17 protein-coding genes are annotated in these 20,391 nt (G+C 61.5%); 14 read left to right on the forward strand and 3 right to left on the reverse strand.

The genetic code is table 11. The features are described from left to right. Positions 1 to 51 precede the first annotated feature (51 nt). The gene (gene orn / locus ACS4NR_RS24505) at positions 52 to 594 is read left to right on the forward strand and encodes an oligoribonuclease (RefSeq protein WP_003221098.1); all 543 of its coding nucleotides are present in this window, start codon (positions 52 to 54) and stop codon (positions 592 to 594) included. Positions 595 to 798: 204 nt separating this feature from the next. Further along, positions 799 to 1,410 (forward strand): trimeric intracellular cation channel family protein, encoded by a 612-nt coding sequence (locus ACS4NR_RS24510; protein ID WP_047290974.1) that lies wholly within the window; start codon positions 799 to 801, stop codon positions 1,408 to 1,410. Positions 1,411 to 1,501: 91 nt separating this feature from the next. Here the strand turns inward: ACS4NR_RS24510 and queG are convergent, their stop codons facing one another. Then, positions 1,502 to 2,566, reverse strand: coding sequence for a tRNA epoxyqueuosine(34) reductase QueG (gene queG / locus ACS4NR_RS24515; RefSeq protein ID WP_456018551.1), 1,065 nt, complete (start codon positions 2,564 to 2,566; stop codon positions 1,502 to 1,504). Between the two features lie 63 nt (positions 2,567 to 2,629). Between queG and ACS4NR_RS24520 the strand changes: the two genes are divergently transcribed. The 12 genes from ACS4NR_RS24520 to ACS4NR_RS24575 all read left to right on the forward strand — a co-directional run bounded on the left by ACS4NR_RS24520 (position 2,630) and on the right by ACS4NR_RS24575 (position 17,622). Further along, entirely contained in the window at positions 2,630 to 4,129 is a 1,500-nt protein-coding gene (locus ACS4NR_RS24520) for an NAD(P)H-hydrate dehydratase (protein WP_456018552.1), read from the forward strand. Continuing rightward, positions 4,117 to 4,587: a tRNA (adenosine(37)-N6)-threonylcarbamoyltransferase complex ATPase subunit type 1 TsaE gene (tsaE, locus tag ACS4NR_RS24525; protein WP_007967425.1), complete on the forward strand. Its 471-nt coding sequence runs from the start codon at positions 4,117 to 4,119 to the stop codon at positions 4,585 to 4,587. The genes ACS4NR_RS24520 and tsaE overlap by 13 nt, the downstream gene beginning before the upstream one ends. A gap of 51 nt (positions 4,588 to 4,638) precedes the next feature. Continuing rightward, positions 4,639 to 6,018, forward strand: a complete 1,380-nt coding sequence (locus tag ACS4NR_RS24530) for an N-acetylmuramoyl-L-alanine amidase (protein ID WP_371917878.1) — start codon at positions 4,639 to 4,641, stop codon at positions 6,016 to 6,018. Positions 6,019 to 6,023: 5 nt separating this feature from the next. Beyond that, positions 6,024 to 7,922 carry a DNA mismatch repair endonuclease MutL gene (gene mutL, locus ACS4NR_RS24535; protein WP_204894474.1) on the forward strand — a complete coding sequence of 633 codons (1,899 nt, stop codon included), beginning with the start codon at positions 6,024 to 6,026 and terminating at the stop codon, positions 7,920 to 7,922. Continuing rightward, positions 7,922 to 8,893: a tRNA (adenosine(37)-N6)-dimethylallyltransferase MiaA gene (miaA, locus tag ACS4NR_RS24540; RefSeq protein ID WP_095138118.1), complete on the forward strand. Its 972-nt coding sequence runs from the start codon at positions 7,922 to 7,924 to the stop codon at positions 8,891 to 8,893. The genes mutL and miaA overlap by 1 nt, the downstream gene beginning before the upstream one ends. 94 nt (positions 8,894 to 8,987) lie before the next feature. Next, the gene (gene hfq / locus ACS4NR_RS24545; RefSeq protein ID WP_003221112.1) at positions 8,988 to 9,248 is read left to right on the forward strand and encodes an RNA chaperone Hfq; all 261 of its coding nucleotides are present in this window, start codon (positions 8,988 to 8,990) and stop codon (positions 9,246 to 9,248) included. 12 nt (positions 9,249 to 9,260) lie between these two features. After that, positions 9,261 to 10,562 (forward strand): ribosome rescue GTPase HflX, encoded by a 1,302-nt coding sequence (hflX, locus tag ACS4NR_RS24550; protein ID WP_003221114.1) that lies wholly within the window; start codon positions 9,261 to 9,263, stop codon positions 10,560 to 10,562. A gap of 96 nt (positions 10,563 to 10,658) precedes the next feature. Next, the gene (gene hflK / locus ACS4NR_RS24555) at positions 10,659 to 11,834 is read left to right on the forward strand and encodes an FtsH protease activity modulator HflK (RefSeq protein WP_103368237.1); all 1,176 of its coding nucleotides are present in this window, start codon (positions 10,659 to 10,661) and stop codon (positions 11,832 to 11,834) included. Then, positions 11,834 to 12,703: a protease modulator HflC gene (gene hflC / locus ACS4NR_RS24560; protein WP_047600702.1), complete on the forward strand. Its 870-nt coding sequence runs from the start codon at positions 11,834 to 11,836 to the stop codon at positions 12,701 to 12,703. The genes hflK and hflC overlap by 1 nt, the downstream gene beginning before the upstream one ends. Positions 12,704 to 13,016: 313 nt before the next feature. After that, entirely contained in the window at positions 13,017 to 14,204 is a 1,188-nt protein-coding gene (locus ACS4NR_RS24565; protein WP_443531717.1) for an ATP phosphoribosyltransferase regulatory subunit, read from the forward strand. A 54-nt stretch (positions 14,205 to 14,258) separates the two neighbouring features. Next, positions 14,259 to 15,548: an adenylosuccinate synthase gene (locus ACS4NR_RS24570; protein WP_003221122.1), complete on the forward strand. Its 1,290-nt coding sequence runs from the start codon at positions 14,259 to 14,261 to the stop codon at positions 15,546 to 15,548. Positions 15,549 to 15,687: 139 nt separating this feature from the next. After that, positions 15,688 to 17,622, forward strand: coding sequence for a methyl-accepting chemotaxis protein (locus ACS4NR_RS24575; RefSeq protein ID WP_456018553.1), 1,935 nt, complete (start codon positions 15,688 to 15,690; stop codon positions 17,620 to 17,622). A gap of 108 nt (positions 17,623 to 17,730) precedes the next feature. Here the strand turns inward: ACS4NR_RS24575 and ACS4NR_RS24580 are convergent, their stop codons facing one another. Both ACS4NR_RS24580 and ACS4NR_RS24585 read right to left on the reverse strand, forming a co-directional pair. After that, a complete protein-coding gene (locus ACS4NR_RS24580) occupies positions 17,731 to 19,296 on the reverse strand; it encodes an ABC transporter permease (protein WP_456018554.1) in 1,566 nt (521 codons plus the stop codon). After that, positions 19,296 to 20,306, reverse strand: coding sequence for an extracellular solute-binding protein (locus tag ACS4NR_RS24585; RefSeq protein ID WP_041065682.1), 1,011 nt, complete (start codon positions 20,304 to 20,306; stop codon positions 19,296 to 19,298). Before ACS4NR_RS24585 ends, ACS4NR_RS24580 begins: the two co-directional genes overlap by 1 nt. Positions 20,307 to 20,391: the final 85 nt, after the last annotated feature.

Below are 20,391 nucleotides of genomic sequence, written 5' to 3' on the forward strand. Positions count from 1 at the left end.
CCCGGGCACCGGCCTAGGCTAAACTGCGCAGCATTGCCTAGGAGCCCGAATATGCAAAACCCGCAGAACCTGATCTGGATCGACTTGGAAATGACCGGTCTGGATCCGGAAAACGACGTCATCATCGAAATGGCCACCATCGTCACCGACAGTGACCTCAACACTCTGGCCGAAGGCCCGGTGATCGCCATTCACCACAGTGACGAAGTGCTCGCCCGCATGGACGAGTGGAACACCCGCACCCACGGCAACTCGGGTCTGACCCAGCGCGTGCGTGACAGCCGTATCAGCATGGCCGAGGCCGAGGCTGAAACCATCGCTTTCCTGGAAAAGTGGGTGCCGAAGGGCAAGTCGCCGATCTGCGGCAACAGCATCTGCCAGGATCGCCGCTTCCTTTATACCCACATGAAGGCGCTGGAAAGCTACTTCCACTACCGCAACCTCGACGTGTCGACGCTCAAAGAGCTGGCTGCACGCTGGGCACCGGATGTGCGCGACAGCTTCAAGAAGGGCAGTACCCACCTGGCGCTGGACGACATCCGCGAGTCGATCGCCGAGCTGCAGCACTACCGCAAGCACTTCATCAAGTTCTGATTGAGGGGTGTCTGCCCTGACGTCTTCGCGAGCAAGCCCACTCCCACAATTTGGAATGCGTTCCCCCTGTGGGAGCGGGCTTGCTCGCGAAGAGGGCGTCAGAGTCCCGTAAGATTCAAGTCAGAAATGCAACCCGGAGTGCGCCCCCTTCTGGTGCGGCGCTGAAATGGCTAGACTGCGCGCCTTCCTGCCAGGACCGCCGCCATGTTGCTGATGCTCTATCTGATCGCCATTACCGCTGAAGCCATGACCGGCGCGCTGTCTGCCGGGCGGCGCGGCATGGACTGGTTCGGGGTGGTGTTGATTGCCTGCGTCACGGCATTGGGCGGCGGTTCGGTGCGCGATGTGCTGCTCGGGCACTATCCGCTGACGTGGGTAAAACACCCGGAATATCTGGTGCTGACTTCGGCCGCCGCAATGCTCACAGTGTTCACCGCGCGCTGGATGCGTCACCTGCGCTCACTGTTTCTGGTGCTCGATGCGGTAGGTCTGGTGGCATTCACCCTGATCGGCTGCATGACCGCTCTGGAAATGGGCCACGGCATGCTGGTTGCGTCGGTCAGCGGCGTGATCACCGGAGTCTTCGGCGGCATCCTGCGCGACATCTTCTGCAACGACATCCCGCTGATCTTCCGCCGCGAACTGTACGCCAGCGTCTCGTTTGCCGCCGCGTGGTGCTACATGCTGTGCCTGTACCTGAATGTGCCGAGCGAACAGGCGATCCTGATCACCTTGTTCGGCGGCTTTCTGCTGCGGTTGCTGGCGATCCGTTTTCACTGGGAAATGCCCAAGTTCGTCTACAACGACGAGCATTAATGCATTCCCCTGTAGGAGCTGCCGCAGGCTGCGATCCTTTGATCTTGTCTTTTAAAAATCAAAGTCAAAAGATCGCAGCCTGCGGCAGCTCCTACAATTGATCGTGCTGTTTCAGCGCCCACTCGACGTGTTCGCGGACTAGATCGGACGGGTAATCACGGCGCGCCTTCAAGGCTTCCAGCACCGGAATGCTCGACGGCGCGTTGCCTAGCCCGACTGCCAGATTGCGCAGCCAGCGCTCGTAACCGGCGCGGCGCAACGGCGAGCCTTCGGTGCTGCTGAGAAATTTGTCCTCGTCCCACAGAAACAACTCCGCCAGTTCGGCGTTGTCCAGGTTGTGCCGTGGCTTGAAATCGCTTTCCCCGGATGGCTTGGCGAAGCGGTTCCATGGGCAGACGATCTGACAGTCGTCGCAGCCAAATACGCGGTTGCCGATCAGCGGGCGCAGGTCTTCGGGGATGGCGTTTTTCAGTTCGATGGTCAGGTACGAGATACAGCGTCGGGCGTCCAGCACATACGGGCCGACGAAAGCATTGGTCGGGCAGATATCCAGACACGCGGTGCAACGTCCGCAATGTTCGCTGCTGTGCGGTTCGTCCACCGGCAGCGGCAGATCGACGAACAGTTCACTCAAGAAGAAATAGCTGCCGGCCTTGCGGTTCAGCACCAGGGTATTTTTACCGATCCAGCCCAGTCCGGCCTGCTCGGCGATGGCTTTTTCCAGCACCGGGGCGCTGTCGACGAAGGCACGGAAACCGAACGGGCCGATCTCCGACTGAATCCTGTCGGCCAATTGCTGCACACGTTTACGGATCAATTTGTGGTAATCGCGGCCCAAGGCATAACGCGAGACGTAAGCCTTTTCCGGTTGCGCGAGCATTTGCGCCATTTGCGTGTCGCCGGGCAGGTAGTCCATGCGCAGCGAAACCACACGCAGCGTACCCGGAACCAGTTGCTCCGGATGCGAGCGTTTGCTGCCGTGAGCGCCCATGTAATCCATTTCGCCGTGGTAACCGGCGGCGAGCCAGCGCTCCAGGTGCTGTTCATGCTCGGCCAGGTCCAGACCGCTGATGCCGACTTGCTGGAAGCCCAGCTCGCGGCCCCAATCCTTGATCGATTGGGCGAGGGCGGGCAGATCTGTGGTGATGGCGGACATGAGGCGAGAGAAACCGGAGCTGAGGTGCGTATAATTCTGCCAGACATCGGAGCCCGGAGACGCATGCCGCACACGAAAGATGAATTACCCGACGCGCTGTATGGCGCCGCACAGGTGCGAGCACTCGATGCGCGGCTGATCGCTGCGGGTACGCCGGGCTTCGAATTGATGCAGCGCGCCGCGCACGCGACCTGGCGCGCATTGGTACGGCAATGGCCTGCGGCAAACCAGATGACCGTGCTTGCCGGGCATGGCAACAACGCAGGCGATGGTTTTCTGATCGCCGCGCTGGCGCATCGAGCCGGCTGGGCGGTGCGGGTGCTGGCCGTCGGTGATCCGCAACGCTTGCAGGGTGATGCGGCGCAGGCTTATGAGCAGGCCATCAGCGATAACGTCGCCGTGCAGAGCTGGACTGCGCAAAGCGAGCTGCGCGGGGTGATTGTCGATGCCTTGCTCGGCACCGGGCTGGCCGGCGATGTACGTGAGCCATATGCCGCTGCGATCAAGGCGATCAATGCCAGTGGCCAGCCGGTGGTGGCAGTGGATATTCCTTCCGGACTGTGTGCCGATACCGGGCATGTCCTCGGCGTTGCGGTTCGCGCCGACCTTACCGTGACTTTTATCGGCTTGAAGCTCGGCCTGTTCACCGGGGAAGCGGCGGATCAGGTCGGGGCGCTGGTGTTTAACGATCTGCAAGCCGCCGCCGACATCTACCGTGACATTCCTGTCAGCGCTCTGCGTCTCACCACGGCTAATCTTCCACGACTGGCTCCGCGTGCGCCCGCTGCACACAAAGGGCGCTTCGGGCATTTGCTGCTGATCGGTGGCGATCAGGGCTTTGGCGGGGCGATTCTGCTCAGTAGCGAAACGGCCTTGCGCAGCGGCGCCGGAATGGTGTCGCTGGCAACCCGTGCGGAACATGTTCCGGCAGCGCTGACGCGGATGCCGGAAGTCATGGCGCTCGGCACGTCGTCGGCCAATCAGTTGATGGGGCTGCTGGAAAAGGTCTCGGTACTGGTGGTAGGCCCGGGACTCGGGCAGGCGAGTTGGGGGCGGGCGCTGTTGTCCGCTGCCGCCAATGCGCCGCTGCCACAGGTATGGGACGCCGACGCGTTGAATCTGCTGGCGAGCGGTTCTGTCAGCCTGCCCAAGGATTGCGTGATCACCCCGCATCCGGGCGAAGCCGCGCGGCTGTTGGGCGTCAGTACCGCTGAGGTGCAGGCCGATCGCCCGGCCGCCGCGCGGGCGTTGAGCAAAAAATACTCGGCCGTCGTCGTGCTCAAAGGCGCCGGCAGCCTGATCGCCCATCCCGATGGGCGTCTGGCGCTGTGTCATCAGGGGCATCCGGCGATGGCCACTGCTGGCTTGGGTGATGTGCTCGCCGGGTTGACCGGGGCGCTGCTGGCGCAGGGTATGGACGGCTTCGATGCCGCGTGCCTGGCAGTCTGGCTGCACGCCAATGCCGGCGCTCAACAAGGTAAATTCGGCCGTGGGCTGGCGGCCAGTGATCTGATTCCAGTCATTCGTCAGTTGTTGGAGGAGCATGCACCGTGTCTGAAGTAACCCTGTACCTGGCCGATGAACAGGCCATGAGCGACTTTGGCGCACGGATCGCCCGCGTGACCCAGGGCCATGGCCTGATTTTCCTGGAAGGCAACCTGGGCATGGGCAAAACCACCCTGTCGCGGGGCATTATTCGTGGCCTTGGGCATGTTGGCGCGGTAAAAAGTCCGACCTTCACCCTGGTCGAGCCCTACGAGATCGGCGACGTGCGCGCCTTCCACTTTGACCTGTATCGTCTGGTCGATCCGGAAGAGCTGGAGTTTCTCGGCATCCGCGACTATTTCGAAGACGATGCCCTGTGCCTGATCGAGTGGCCCGATAAAGGTGCAGGCTTTTTGCCAAAGCCTGACCTGACCATTACCATTAGCCCGCAAGACAGCGGGCGTTCGCTGAAAATTTTATCCCAGGGCTCGCGTGGCGAGGCCTGGTGTGCCGCTTTGGCATTGGAATCCAATTAAATGATGGGGTTAGGTATGCGCTTTCGCGCGTTGGTGGCTGCCGTTGGACTGATGTTGATGGCAGTAACCGTCAACGCTGTGGCCGAGACAAAGGTCAACAGCGTGCGCCTGTGGCGGGCGCCGGACAACACGCGACTGGTCTTCGACCTGAGCGGCCCGGTGCAGCACAGCGTCTTCACCCTGACCGCACCGGATCGGCTGGTGATCGACATCAATGGCGCCACCCTGGGGGCGCCGCTGAAGGTTTCGACCGCTAACACGCCGATCACCGCGATGCGCTCGGCCCAGCGTACGCCGACCGACCTGCGGGTGGTCATCGACCTGAAAAAAGCCGTCACTCCGAAAAGTTTCTCGCTGGCGCCGAACGCGCAATATGGTAACCGTCTGGTGGTCGACCTGTTCGACAACCCGGCCGATGCCGCGCCGCCGCCAGCCCCGACGCCATCCGTCGCCACCGTGCCGGCAGTGCCAGTAACGCCGTCGGAACCGGCGATCAAACTGCCACCGGCCCCGGCCGGCAAGCGCGACATCATTGTGGTGATCGACGCCGGTCACGGCGGCGAAGACCCGGGTGCGTCCGGCTCGCGCGGCCAGCGTGAGAAAGACGTGGTGCTGCAGATTGCCCGCGAGCTGCAGCGTCAGGTCAACGGCATGAAAGGCTTCCGCGCCGAGCTGACACGGACCGGTGACTACTTCATCCCGTTGCGCGGCCGTACCGAAATTGCCCGCAAGAAGGGCGCCGACCTGTTCGTTTCGATCCACGCCGACGCTGCGCCGTCTGCGGCAGCCTTCGGTGCCTCGGTGTTTGCCCTGTCTGATCGCGGCGCGACGTCGGAGACCGCCCGTTGGCTGGCCGACAGCGAAAACCGTTCCGACCTGATCGGTGGTGCCGGCAACGTCAGCCTCGACGACAAGGATCGCATGCTCGCCGGCGTGCTCCTCGATCTGTCGATGACCGCGTCGCTGACTTCCAGCCTCAACGTCGGCCAGAAAGTCCTGACCAACATCGGTCGCGTGACCCCGCTGCACAAGCAGCGCGTGGAGCAGGCCGGGTTCATGGTGTTGAAGTCGCCGGACATCCCGTCGATTCTCGTCGAAACCGGATTTATCTCCAACGCCAACGAAGCGAACAAACTCTCGGCATCGAGCCACCAGCAGGCGCTGGCGCGTTCGATCAGCAGCGGCGTGCGCCAGTTCTTCCAGCAGAACCCGCCACCGGGCACCTACATTGCCTGGCTGCGTGATTCCGGCAAGATCGCCCAAGGGCCGCGTGACCACCGTGTCGGTCCGGGTGAAACGCTGGCGATGATCGGCGTGCGCTATCAGGTGTCGCCGGCCACGCTGCGTGCTGCCAACAACCTGAAAAGCGATGAGCTGAAAGTCGGTCAGCACTTGACCATTCCAGGCACCGAACTGGCGTCCAAAGAATGAACCAGGTGTTGAACGCTGCCCGCATCGAACTGCTCAGCCCACGGCTGGCGAACCAGATCGCCGCCGGCGAGGTGGTCGAGCGCCCGGCTTCGGTGATCAAGGAGTTGCTGGAAAACAGTCTCGACTCCGGTGCCAGGCGCATCGATGTCGATGTCGAGCAGGGCGGCGTCAAGCTGCTGCGGGTGCGTGACGACGGCAGCGGCATTTCCGCCGATGACCTGCCGCTGGCGCTGGCCCGTCACGCCACCAGCAAGATTCGCAATCTCGAAGACCTCGAGCAGGTGATGAGCCTGGGCTTCCGTGGTGAAGCACTGGCGTCGATCAGCTCCGTGGCGCGCCTGACCCTGACCTCGCGCACCCGCGACGCCGATCAGGCCTGGCAGGTCGAAACCGAAGGTCGCGACATGGCGCCTCGGGTGCAGCCGGCGGCGCATCCGGTCGGTACCTCGGTGGAAGTGCGCGACCTGTTCTTCAACACTCCGGCGCGGCGCAAGTTTCTCAAGACTGAAAAAACCGAATTCGATCACCTGCAAGAGGTGATCAAGCGCCTGGCGCTGGCGCGTTTCGATGTGGCCTTCCATCTGCGCCACAACGGCAAGACCATCCTCAGCCTGCACGAGGCCCACGATGATGCGGCCCGCGCCCGGCGTGTGGCGGCGATCTGCGGTTCGGGCTTCCTTGAGCAGGCGCTGCCGATCGAGATCGAGCGCAATGGCCTGCACCTGTGGGGTTGGGTCGGGTTACCAACCTTCAACCGTAGCCAGGCGGACTTGCAGTATTTCTTCGTGAACGGCCGTGCGGTACGCGACAAACTGGTGGCCCACGCGGTGCGTCAGGCTTATCGCGATGTGCTGTTCAACGGTCGTCATCCGACTTTTGCGCTGTTTTTCGAGGTCGATCCGGCGGCGGTGGACGTCAACGTGCACCCGACCAAGCACGAGGTGCGCTTCCGTGACGGGCGCATGGTGCATGACTTCCTTTACGGCACGTTGCACCGCGCGTTGGGCGATGTGCGTCCGGAAGATCAGTTGGCCGGCTCTGTCACCACAGCCGTGGTGCGTCCAACCGGTATCGAGGCCGGTGAATTCGGCCCGCAGGGCGAAATGCGCCTGGCGGCCAACGCGCTGCTGGAGCAGCCGCAGGCGCAACCGGCGTTCAATACTTCGTCCGGCGCCAGTGCCGGCGGCGCTTATCAGTATCAGTACACGCCGCGTCCGCAGTCGGCTGTGCCGGCCGCCGAGGCTCAAGCCGCTTACCGCGAGTTCTTCGCACCGTTGCCGGAAGCGAATGCCAACGCGCTGCCGGCCGGTCAGGAAGATATTCCGCCGCTCGGTTACGCACTGGCGCAGCTCAAGGGCATTTACATTCTGTCCGAGAACGCTCAGGGGCTGGTGCTGGTGGACATGCATGCCGCGCACGAGCGGATCATGTACGAACGCCTGAAAATCGCCATGGCCAGCGAAGGTCTCAGCGGCCAGCCGCTGTTGGTGCCGGAATCGCTGGCGGTCAGTCAGCGTGAAGCCGATTGCGCTGAAGAACACGCTGCATGGTTCCAGAAACTGGGCTTCGAGCTGCAGCGTCTGGGCCCGGAAACCTTGGCAATCCGCCAGATTCCGGCGTTGCTCAAGCAGGCCGAGGCCAATCGGCTGGTGGGTGACGTGTTGTCGGACCTGATGGAATACGGCACCAGCGACCGGATTCAGGCGCACCTGAACGAACTGCTCGGGACCATGGCCTGCCACGGCGCGATCCGCGCCAACCGGCGTCTGGCCCTGCCAGAAATGAACGGTCTGCTGCGCGACATGGAAAACACCGAGCGCAGCGGTCAATGCAACCATGGCCGACCGACCTGGACCCAACTGGGCCTGGACGATCTGGACAAACTGTTCCTGCGCGGTCGTTGATGAGCCAGCTTCCTCCAGCGATTTTCCTGATGGGCCCGACCGCTGCGGGCAAGACCGACCTGGCCATCGAGCTGACCAAGGTGCTGCCGTGCGAGCTGATCAGTGTCGATTCGGCGCTGGTCTATCGCGGCATGGACATCGGTACCGCCAAGCCTTCCAAAGAGTTGCTGGCCGAATATCCACACCGTTTGATCGATATTCTCGATCCCGCCGAAGCGTATTCGGCTGCAGATTTTCGTCGCGATGCCCTGCAAGCCATGGCCGAGATCACCGCGCGCGGAAAAATTCCGCTACTGGTCGGTGGCACCATGCTCTATTACAAGGCGCTGGTTGACGGTCTGGCGGACATGCCGGCGGCCGATCCCGAGGTCCGTGCGCAGATCGAAGAAGAGGCTGCACGCCTTGGCTGGCAAGCCCTGCACGATCAACTGGCGATTATCGATCCGGTGTCGGCAGCACGCATTCATCCGAACGATCCGCAACGCCTGAGTCGGGCGCTGGAGGTTTATCGGGTCAGCGGTCAGAGCATGACTGCCCTGCGTCAGCAACAATCTGCGCAAAGTACTGAAGCAGCCGCTTCGGGACGGCAACAATTGCCCTATACTGTCGCGAACTTGGCCATTGCTCCGGCAAATCGCCAGGTACTGCACGAGCGCATTAAACAAAGATTCACAAATATGCTGGAACAGGGGTTCATCGACGAGGTCGTAGCCCTGCGTAAAAGAAGTGACCTGCATTCCGGGTTGCCGTCTATACGTGCGGTAGGCTACCGCCAAGTCTGGGACTACCTGGATGGCAAGCTGTCGTTAGCTGAAATGCAGGAACGCGGCATCATTGCCACGCGTCAATTGGCCAAGCGCCAGTTCACCTGGCTGCGCAGCTGGGAAGAACTGCACTGGCTGGACAGTCTTGATTGCGACAATCTGCCACGCGCCTTGAAATACCTTGGGACCATCTCCATATTGAGCTGAGTCCTTGCAATTGCCGTCTATCCTTGGGGGTGTGGCGGCCAAAGCCATCTGAATTACCTATTTTTATTATTGAATCCTTAAAGGAGTGCGGCACATGTCAAAAGGGCATTCGCTACAAGACCCTTACCTGAATACTTTACGTAAAGAGAAAGTTGGGGTTTCCATCTACCTGGTCAACGGGATCAAACTGCAAGGCACGATCGAGTCGTTCGACCAGTTCGTTATCCTGCTGAAGAACACCGTCAGCCAGATGGTTTACAAACACGCTATCTCGACAGTCGTGCCAGTACGTCCAATTCGTCTGCCTAGCGCAACCGAATCCGATGCAGGTGACGCTGAGCCAGGTAACGCCTGATAGGAGTCTCCTTTGTTCTTTGAGCGCCACGGTGGTGGTGAGCGAGTCATCCTCGTTCACTTGGAAGGTCAGGACCCTGAGGCGCGCGAAGATCCGCAGGAGTTTCAGGAATTGGCTAATTCGGCGGGCGCCGAGACCGTTGCGTTTTTTAACGTGCCGCGTCATCGGCCAACCGCCAAATTCCTGATTGGCAGCGGCAAGGTCGAGGAATTACGCGACCTGGTTCATGCCGAAAAGGCCGATCTGGTGATTTTCAATCACATTCTCACGCCCAGTCAGGAGCGTAACCTCGAACGTGTTTTCGAGTGTCGCGTGATCGACCGTACCGGCCTGATTCTCGATATCTTCGCCCAGCGCGCCCGTACCCATGAAGGCAAGCTCCAGGTAGAACTGGCCCAGCTTGATCACATGAGCACCCGGCTGGTTCGCGGCTGGACTCACCTTGAGCGTCAGGGTGGCGGTATCGGCATGCGTGGCCCGGGTGAAACCCAGCTCGAAACCGACCGGCGTCTGCTGCGGGTTCGTCTGCGTCAGATCAAGGGGCGTCTGGAAAAAGTGCGCAGCCAGCGCGAGCAATCGCGTCGCGGCCGCTCTCGTGCGGATATCCCTACCGTGTCTCTGGTGGGCTATACCAACGCCGGCAAATCCACGCTGTTCAATAACGTGACCAAGTCCGAGGTTTACGCAGCCGACCAGTTGTTCGCCACGCTGGACCCGACCCTGCGCCGTCTGGAACTGGACGACCTGGGGCCGATCGTTCTGGCTGACACGGTAGGGTTCATTCGGCACTTGCCGCACAAGCTGGTCGAGGCATTTCGGTCTACGCTCGAAGAGTCGAGCAATTCCGACCTGCTGTTGCACGTGATCGATGCGGCCGAGCCGGATCGCATGTTGCAGATCGAGCAGGTGATGGTGGTGCTGGGCGAGATCGGAGCCCAGGACTTGCCGATCCTCGAGGTATACAACAAACTCGATTTGCTTGAAGGCGTGGAGCCACAGATCCAGCGCGATGCCGATGGCAAACCGCAGCGGGTCTGGCTGTCAGCGCGTGATGGCACGGGGTTGGAATTGCTTGAGCAAGCCATTGCCGAATTGCTGGGCAGTGATTTGTTCGTGGGCACATTGCGCTTGCCGCAACGATTCGCTCGACTGCGTGCGCAGTTCTTCGAACTCGGTGCGGTACAGAAAGAAGAGCATGACGAAGAAGGCATCTGCCTGCTGGCCGTTCGTTTGCCCCGGGTCGAGTTGAATCGACTGGTAAGCCGCGAAGGATTGCAGCCGATGGAATTCATCGAGCAACACACTTTGCAATAAAAGCCTGGCAAAGCGGTTGTGCCGCAACGGCAGGCATTCTGTAGCATTGGTCGGCGCGCCGTGGGTGCGTCTTTGCTTTATCAGATGGAGAGCGCTATGGCTTGGAATGAGCCGGGTGGCAACTCGAATAATCAGGATCCTTGGGGTGGCAAGCGCCGCAATAACGGCGACCGCAAGGGGCCACCGGATCTCGACGAGGCCTTCCGAAAGCTGCAGGAAAGCCTGAACGGGTTGTTCGGTGGTGGTAAGAAACGCGGTGGTGATGACGGCGGTGGTTCGGGCAGGAGTGGTGGCGGCTTCGGCGGTCTGCTCGGCATCGGCCTCGTCGTGCTGGCGGCTGTCTGGCTGTACAGCGCGGTCTATGTGGTCGACGAGCAGGAGCAAGCCGTGGTGCTGCGCTTCGGCAAATACTACGAGACGGTCGGTCCCGGCCTGAACATCTATTTCCCGCCGATCGACAAGAAGTACATGGAGAACGTCACGCGTGAGCGTGCCTACACCAAGCAGGGCCAGATGCTGACCGAAGACGAGAACATCGTCGAAGTGCCGCTGACCGTGCAGTACAAGATCAGCAACCTGCAGGACTTCGTGCTGAACGTCGATCAGCCCGAAATCAGCCTTCAGCATGCGACCGACAGCGCCCTGCGCCACGTGGTGGGTTCAACCGCCATGGACCAGGTGCTGACCGAAGGTCGTGAACTGATGGCCAGCGAAATCAAGGAGCGTCTGCAACGTTTCCTCGATACCTATCGCACTGGTATCACCGTCACTCAGGTCAACGTACAGAGCGCAGCGGCACCGCGTGAAGTGCAGGAAGCCTTTGACGACGTGATCCGCGCCCGTGAAGACGAGCAGCGTTCGCGCAACCAGGCGGAAACCTACGCCAACGGCGTCGTGCCGGAAGCCCGTGGTCAGGCCCAGCGTATCCTCGAGGATGCCAACGGTTACCGTGACGAAACGGTCTCCCGCGCCAAGGGTGAAGCTGATCGCTTTACCAAACTGGTCGCCGAGTATCGCAAGGCGCCTGAAGTCACCCGCCAGCGTCTGTATCTGGACACCATGCAGGAAGTCTTCAGTAATACCAGCAAGGTACTCGTAACCGGCAACAAGGACGGCCAGAGCAACCTGCTTTACCTGCCGTTGGACAAAATGATCCAGAACAGTTCGGGCGGCAATGCACCGGTTACCGGTTCGGCCGCCGCCAGCAACAACACGGACGTCACGCCGCATGTCTCTGACGTGCCGCAGACACGTACAAGGGAGACCCGCTGATGAGCAATAAATCGCTGATCGCCCTGATCGTAGGCGTCGTCGTGGTACTGGTGGGCTGGAACTGCTTCTATATCGTGGCTCAGACCGAGCGTGCGGTGCTGCTGCAATTCGGTCGTGTGGTTCAGGCCGATGTTCAGCCAGGCCTGCATGTGAAAGTGCCTTACGTTAACCAGGTGCGTAAATTCGACGCACGTCTGATGACGCTGGATGCACCGACACAGCGCTTCCTGACCCTGGAAAAGAAAGCCGTGATGGTCGATGCCTACGCCAAGTGGCGGGTGAAAGATGCCGAGCGTTTCTACACAGCGACGTCCGGCCTCAAGCAGATCGCCGACGAGCGTCTGTCCCGTCGTCTGGAGTCCGGTCTGCGTGACCAGTTCGGCAAGCGCACCCTGCACGAAGTCGTGTCGGGTGAGCGTGATGCGCTGATGGCTGACATCACCGCATCGCTGAACAAGATGGCGGAAAAAGAGCTGGGGATCGAAGTGGTCGATGTCCGGGTCAAAACCATCGATCTGCCGAAAGAAGTGAACCGCAGCGTGTTCGAGCGTATGAGCACCGAGCGTGAGCGTGAAGCTCGCGAGCATCGCGCCAAGGGTAACGAGCTGGCTGAAGGCATCCGTGCCGACGCCGATCGTCAACGCCGCGTGCTGCTGGCTGAAGCCTATCGTGAATCCGAAGAGATTCGCGGTGACGGCGATGCCCAGGCCGCTGCGATCTACTCCAAGGCCTACGGTCAGGATCAGGAGTTCTACGGTTTCTACCGTAGCCTGCGTGCCTACCGTGAAAGCTTCGCGAACAAATCCGACGTCATGGTTCTCGACCCAAGCAGCGACTTCTTCCGTTACCTGGAAAAGTCCAAGCCTTGATACGACGTTGACCTGAATCATTCCGCCCGGCGGCTAAAACCTCGGGCGGGGTGATCCTTTGGGAAAACGTGTGTATGATGCGGCAGCCGGGAAATTCCCGGCTTTTTTGCGTCTGCACGTTTGATTGCTGTTTTTTGTTGCAGGCATCGGGTTGAATGGCCCGAGAGATTTTCGAGGAAAGTGATGGGCGAAGCCGGTAACAGGCCTTTCGCCGCGTCGTTCATGCGCGTGCGTTTTGAACGGATCGGTCATTTTCTGCTTCACTCAAGGCTCGCCCGCAGGCTGGCCGCCCGGATCAAAGGGGAATGGCGTAATGGCAACGGTAGACCGCTGGCTGCTGCCAGATGGCATCGAAGAAGTACTGCCACCGGAAGCGGCGCGCATTGAAGTCGCGCGTCGTCAGGTGTTGGATCTGTTCCAGAGCTGGGGTTACGAGTTTGTCGTGACTCCCCATATCGAGTACCTGGAATCCCTGCTGACCGGTGCGGGCCAGGACCTGGATCTGCGTACCTTCAAGGTCATCGACCCGCAGTCGGGTCGGCAGATGGGGTTCCGGGCCGACATCACGCCGCAAGTGGCGCGTATCGATGCGCACACCCTGCGTCGCGAAGGCCCGAGCCGTCTGTGCTACGCCGGCAGCGTGCTGCATGCCCAGCCGCGCGCACTGTCGTCCTCGCGCAGCCCGATTCAACTGGGTGCCGAGCTGTACGGCGATGCCAGCCCGAGCAGCGACGTTGAAGTCATCAGCCTGATGCTGGCCATGCTGCAACTGGCCGACGTGCCGGATGTGCACATGGACCTTGGCCATGTCGGCATCTACCGTGGTCTGGCGCGCGCCGCCGGTCTGTCCGGTGAAGTCGAGCAGCAGTTGTTCGATGCGTTGCAACGCAAGGCCATCGACGAGGTCATTACCTTGACCGAAGGCCTGCCGGCCGATCTGTCCGGCATGCTGCGGGCGCTGGTCGACCTGTGTGGCGGCCGTGAAGTGCTGACTGCCGCCCGTGAGCGTCTGGCCAGTGCACCGGCGCCGGTGCTGGCGGCGCTGGAAGATTTGCTGGAGATCGCCGATCGTCTGGCGACGCGTTTCCCGGAGCTGCCGCTGTACTTCGATCTGGGCGAGCTGCGCGGCTACCACTACCACACCGGTGTGGTGTTCGCGGTGTTTGTCCCGGGCGTGGGCCAGTCCATCGCTCAGGGCGGTCGTTACGACGACATCGGCGCTGACTTCGGTCGTGCCCGTCCGGCGACCGGCTTCTCTACCGATTTGAAAACCCTGGTGACCCTGGGGCGTGCTGAGATCGAGCTACCGTCTGGCGGTATCTGGATGCCTGACAGTACGGATGCGGCACTCTGGCAGCAGGTTTGCCAGTTGCGCAGTGAGGGTCAGCGTGTCGTTCAGGCGTTGCCTGGACAACCTTTGGCCGCCGCCCGTGATGCGGACTGCGACCGGCAATTGATTCAGCAGAACGGGCTTTGGCAAGTATCGCCACTGACTTCTTGAGTTTTCCTGCCGGCCATCGCCGGCACCAAGTTTGCGCGAATGAGGACAAGTGTTATGGGTAAGAATGTCGTAGTCCTGGGCACCCAATGGGGTGATGAGGGCAAAGGCAAGATCGTTGATCTGCTGACCGAACATGCTGCCGCCGTAGTGCGCTACCAAGGTGGCCACAACGCTGGCCACACCCTGGTGATCGACGGCGAGAAAACCGTCTTGCACCTGATCCCGTCGGGCGTGCTGCGCGAAGGCGTGCAGTGCCTGATCGGCAACGGTGTGGTGGTTGCACCTGACGCCCTGCTGCGTGAGATCACCAAGCTGGAAGAGAAAGGCGTACCGGTGCGCGAGCGCCTGCGTATCAGCCCGTCCTGCCCGCTGATCCTGTCCTTCCACGTGGCGCTGGACCAGGCCCGTGAAAAAGCCCGTGGCGAGCTGAAGATCGGTACTACCGGTCGCGGCATCGGCCCGGCTTACGAAGACAAGGTTGCACGTCGTGGCCTGCGCGTGGGCGATCTGCTGAACATGCCGCGTTTCGAAGACAAGCTGCGTGAGCTGGTGGATTACCACAACTTCATGCTGGTCGGTTACTACAAAGAGCCGGCCATCGAGTTCGAAAAGACCCTGGCCGAGTGCAAGGAATACGCCGAGCTGCTCAAGCCGCTGATGCTCGACGTGACTGCCGAGCTGCACGACCTGCGTCGCGCCGGCAAAGACATCATGTTCGAAGGCGCTCAGGGTTCGTTGCTCGACATCGACCACGGTACCTACCCGTACGTGACCAGTTCCAACACCACCGCCGGTGGCGTGGCGACCGGTTCGGGCGTTGGCCCGATGTTCCTCGACTACATCCTGGGCATCACCAAGGCTTACACCACTCGCGTCGGTTCGGGTCCATTCCCGACTGAGCTGTTCGACGACGTGGGCGCGCACCTGGCCAAGCAAGGTCACGAGTTCGGCGCAACCACCGGCCGTGCCCGTCGTTGCGGCTGGTTCGACGCCGTTATCCTGCGTCGCGCTATCGATGTGAACAGCATCTCGGGCATCTGCCTGACCAAGCTGGACGTACTCGATGGTCTGGAAACCATCAACATCTGCACCGGTTACAAAGACGCGCAAGGCAACGCCGTAGCGCCGACCGACGCTGACAGCTACGTAGGCCTGCAGCCTGTGTACGAAGAAGTGCCGGGCTGGACCGAATCGACTGTGGGTGCCAAAACCCTGGAAGAGCTGCCAGCTAACGCTCGTGCCTACATCAAACGCGTTGAAGAGTTGATCGGTGCGCCGATCGACATTATTTCGACGGGCCCGGATCGCAACGAAACCATCGTTCTGCGCCATCCGTTCGCTTGATAAGTCGTTGATGTAAAAAACAAAGGCCCCTTAATCGGGGCCTTTGTCGTTTATGCCTGTTGGACGGCATGACCTTTGCTGTAAATCTTCCTACAAGAGTGCCATCAAATTAATGGCGTCAGAAGTAGAGGGATTCACAGTGTCGGCCGTTCTCTCACTGTTACAAAGCCGTTTGTTGCGGCCCGTGTTCGTTACCCTTGGTATCGCCCTTTTGGTGCAAGTGCTAGTGGCAGTCGCCCTGACACGAAGCACGGTCACGGCGCTGGAAGCCGATCTCGGCACTCGTCTAGGCGCTGACAGCCAAAAGCTCTCCGGCGAACTGGAGCAGGCCGGGCGTGAAGTCACCTCAAGCCTCGATAACCTTTCCTCCAGTACCCGGCAGCGTCTGACCGCCGGCCTGTCCGCGCGTCTGAAGGACGAGCAGGCGCAACTGCGTGCGACTTTGGAAAAGGACCTGAAGGACTCGGCCAATGACATGGCTCAGTTGCTCGCCTCGGTTGCGCCGCGCGCCATGTGGGACAGCGACGTGCCAACCCTTTCCGAATTCGCCCGCCGCGCTCAACGCAATCCCAATGTGTTGTTCGTGGTTTACGATGATGCCACCGGGCAGCATCTGACGCGTTACCTCAACCGCGAAAACCCGATCAACAAGGCCTTGCTGGAAAAAGGCCAAGGCGAACGCGCGCTGGACAAGGTGCTGGACGCGGCGAAAAACGATCCGTCGGTCTACTACCTTGAAGCTTCGATCAATCCCAACGGCGTGGAAATCGGCAAAGTGCTGATGGGCGTTTCGACGGCGTCGGTGGAAACCGATCTGGCCGCGCTTGATCAGCGCTTCTCGGCGCTGATCGCCAGCAGTGATCAACTGGTCGGCGATAGCCTCAAGGGCGCTGCCGCCGACAGCGCGGCAGCGATGCAGGCGCGCCTGCAGTCGGCGCAATCTACCGCCGCCGAGATGAAAGCCAACACCACCAGCACCGTGCAGGACGCCGCCGCGACCTTGCGCTGGCGTATCGGCATGGGCCTGGCGCTGGTCGGTTGCGGCGTGCTGTTGTTGCTGGCGGTGGTGCTTGGGCATCGGGTGGTCAATCGCTTGAAGATGCTCAACGCGGCGATGGACGATCTGGCGGCAGGCGAGGGCGACCTGACCAAGCGCGTGCAGATCAACAGCAAAGACGAAATCGGCGACATGGCCTCGGCGGTCAATCGCTTTGTGGATAAGTTGCAGCCGATCGTGCGCGAGGCGGGCGACGTGGCCCAGCGTACCGGTGTGGAAATCGGCGCCATGACCCTGCGCAATGCCGGTGCCGACGCAGCGGCCGGGATGCAGCGTGACGAAGTGGCGGAAAGCCTGCGCGCGCTGTCGCAAATGGCTGACGAGGCGCAATCGGAAAGCCATGCCATGCAGGCGGCGTTGAAGCAGGTGGTGGATATTCGCCAGGCCACCGATGAAAGCACTCGTACCTCGGCGAAAGTCGGCAGCCTGATCGAGGCGCTGGCCGGGCAGGTCGACACCGGGGCGAAAGTCATCGAGCGGCTGGCGCAACAAAGTGAACAGATTGAAGTGGTGCTGACGGTGATTCACGGCATCGCCGAGCAGACCAACTTGCTGGCCTTGAATGCGGCGATCGAAGCGGCGCGGGCCGGTGAGACCGGCCGCGGTTTTGCCGTGGTCGCGGACGAGGTGCGCGCGTTGGCGAGCAAGACGCAAAGCTCGACCGGCGACATTCAGGCGCACATCGTCGCGTTGCAGCAGGGCGCGCGTGAAGCGGTAGAAGCGATCGGTCAGGCGGGGCGTCAGGCCAGCGAAGGTTTGCTGGTGTTGCGCGATAGCGCTCGGTTGCAGCAGTCAGTGCAGGCTTCGGTCGAGCAGGTGCACGCGGCGATTGGTCTGGCGACCCAGGCAGCGGCGCATCAGGCTCAGGGCGCGCAGGCAGTGCGCGGACGGGTCGAAACGATTCATGCTCAGGCCGAGAAGGCGGCGCAGGCGGTGGTGGAAACTACGGCCAGTGGCAAGGTGCTGGATGGTTTGGCGGCGCAGCTGAAGGCAAGCCTGGGGCAGTTCAGGGCTTGAGGTCGTCTGGCGGGCCTCTTCGCGAGCAAGCCCGCTCCCACATTCGATCGCATTCCCAGGTAGGGACTCGGTCAAAATGTGGGAGCGGGCTTGCTCGCGAAGGCGATTTCAGCGGCTCAGATACATCCGCGTCGTCAGCAGATATACCGGCAACCCCGACACCACAATCAACAACGCCGCATAAGGCGCCGCCGCCGCAAACTCGACATTCGCCGTATGCGCCCAGACCTCGGTCGCCAGCGTGTTCAGCCCGGTCGGACTGAGCAGCAGCGTCGCCGTCAATTCCTTCATCGCATCCAGAAACACCAGCGCAAACGCCGCACCCAGTGCCGGGAAAATGATCGGCAGGGTCACCCGGCAAAACGCGGTGAATGACGATGCCCCCAACGTGCGTGCTGCTTCTTCCAGTTGTGGCGCAGCCTTGTTCAGTGCCGTGCGAATCGGCGCCTGTGCCAATGGCAGGAACAGCAGCGCATAAGCGATCAGCAGCAATGCCGAGGTCTGGTACAGCGCCGGCACGTAATGCAGGGCGAAATACACCAGTGTCAGCGCGATCACCAGGCCCGGCAAGGCGTGGAGCAGATACGGCAAGCGTTCGGCCCAGATCGCCAGTTGACCCTTGTAACGCACCACCAGCAGCCCGACCGGCACCGCCAGCAGCAGGCACAGCGCCGCGCCACCCAGCGACAAGGCCAGCGACGACAGCAGGGCCTCGGTGATCGCCGCGACCGGGAAGGCTGCCGATGAGCCGACCGCCAGCCAGTACGCGAGCATTCCCAGCGGAATCCCGCTACCGACAATCGCCAGCAACAGGCAATACAACTGACCGGCAACCGCCCACGGTCCCAACCGCACTTGCTCGGCTCGACGCGCTGCACCCTGGCCGGTGCGCACATGGCGCCCTTTACCGCGCACCCGCAGCTCCAGCCACAGCAGCAGCAGACACAGCGCCAGCAATACCGCCGAAAGCATTGCCGCATTGGCGTTGCTGAATTCCAGTTCGAATTGCTGATAGATCGCGGTGGTGAAAGTTTGCAGGCCGATGATCGACAGTGCGCCGAACTCGACCAGCATGTGCAGGGCAATCAGCAGCGAGCCGGCCAGCAGCGACGGCCAGAGCAGCGGCAGAGTGACGCGGAAAAACACGCCCCAGCGATTCTGCCCCAAGGTGCGAGCCGACTCTTCGAGGGACGGATCGAGGTTGCGCAGGGTCGCCGCGACCGGCAGAAAGATCAGCGGATACTTCGACAGGCTCATCACCAGAATCGCCCCGCCGAGGCCTTCGAACTGCGCGCTCAGCGACACCCAGGTGAAGCTGCTGACAAACGCCGGCACCGCAAACGGCAGGCACAGAATCACGCCCCACAGACGTCGTCCCGGCAGATTGCTGCGCTCCAGCAACCACGCCAGCGACAGGCCGATCACGCCGCACGTCAGCGTCACCCCAACCATCAGCGCCAGAGTGTTGCGCAGCAGGCCGAATACGTACGGGCGCCACAACAAGTGCAGCGCCTCCGCCCACCCGGCTTGCCAGGCTTTCAGGCCGACATAGGCCAGTGGCAACAGGCTCATGACCACCAGCAATAAAACCGGCAGCACCAGCCAGATCGACGGGCGTTTGCGTCGTGGCACGTAACCCCCGCGCGCGGCGGGGGCGGATAACGATGCGGCCATCAGTTCAGGCCAACTTCACGTTCCAGCTCCAGCGCTTCCTCGGCGTTGCCCAGATCGGCCGGGGTCACGTTCGGCGCTTGCAGTTCGCTGAACGGCTTGAGTCCGCGATCCGATTCCATGCCTTTGTGCAGCGGGTATTCGGCGGTGGTCTGGGTGATCACGCGCTGGCCTTCCTCACTGGCCATGTAGGCAAGGAATTGCTGGGCTTCTTTTGGGTGTTTGCTGGATTTCAGCACGGCAGCGCTGGATACGGTGATCAGTCCGCCGACGTCGCCGCCGGTGAAGTAATGCAGTTTCGAGTCGAGTTTGCCTTTCTCGCGCTGCAGGGCGAACCAGTAGTAGTTGTTCACCAGCACGGTGGCGACTTCGCCGTTTTCCACGGCTTTGAGGGCGACCATGTTGTTGCTGTAGGTCTTGCCGAAAGCGCGCAGGCCGGTCAGCCATTCTTCGGCGGCGTCGCGACCGTGCATCTTGATGATCGCCACGGCCTGTTCCTGGAAGGCGCCGCTGGTCGGGACGAAACCGACTTTGCCTTGCCACTTCGGATCGGAGAATTCCATCACCGACTTCGGCAGGTCTTTCTCATCGACCAGTTTCGGGTTGTAGGCAACTACGCGAACCCGCGCGGTGACACCGATCCAGGTGCCGTTGCCGGCGACGTATTGCTTGGGCAGTACGGCCAGCGTGGCGTCGTCAGTCTTGGCCAGCAGACCTTGCTCGCCGAGGTTGTTCAGCGGCGGGGATTCTTCGGTGTAGATCACGTCGGCGGGGGAGCGGTCGCCTTCTTCGATGACCTGGCTGGCGAGCTGGTTGCTGCTGCCCTTGCGTACGTTGACGTGAATGCCGGTCTTGGCCTCGAAAGCCTTGGCGATCGCATCGCCGACTTCCTTGTGTTGGCCGTTGTAGAGCGTCAGGGAAACCGCATCGGCTGCCTGGGTGAGGGGAGTGGCGAGTGCCAGGCCGAGCAGGGTGAAGGTCAAGCCGCGGCGCAGGGTATTTCGAAACATCATTCGCAGGGTTCCTCACTGTCGCATTGCAAAAACTTGCAACAATGATAAACGATATTGTTTCTCAAGTGCGCCTTGCGGGTCGGTT

The sequence above is a fragment of the Pseudomonas sp. JQ36 genome, from assembly GCF_053851495.1.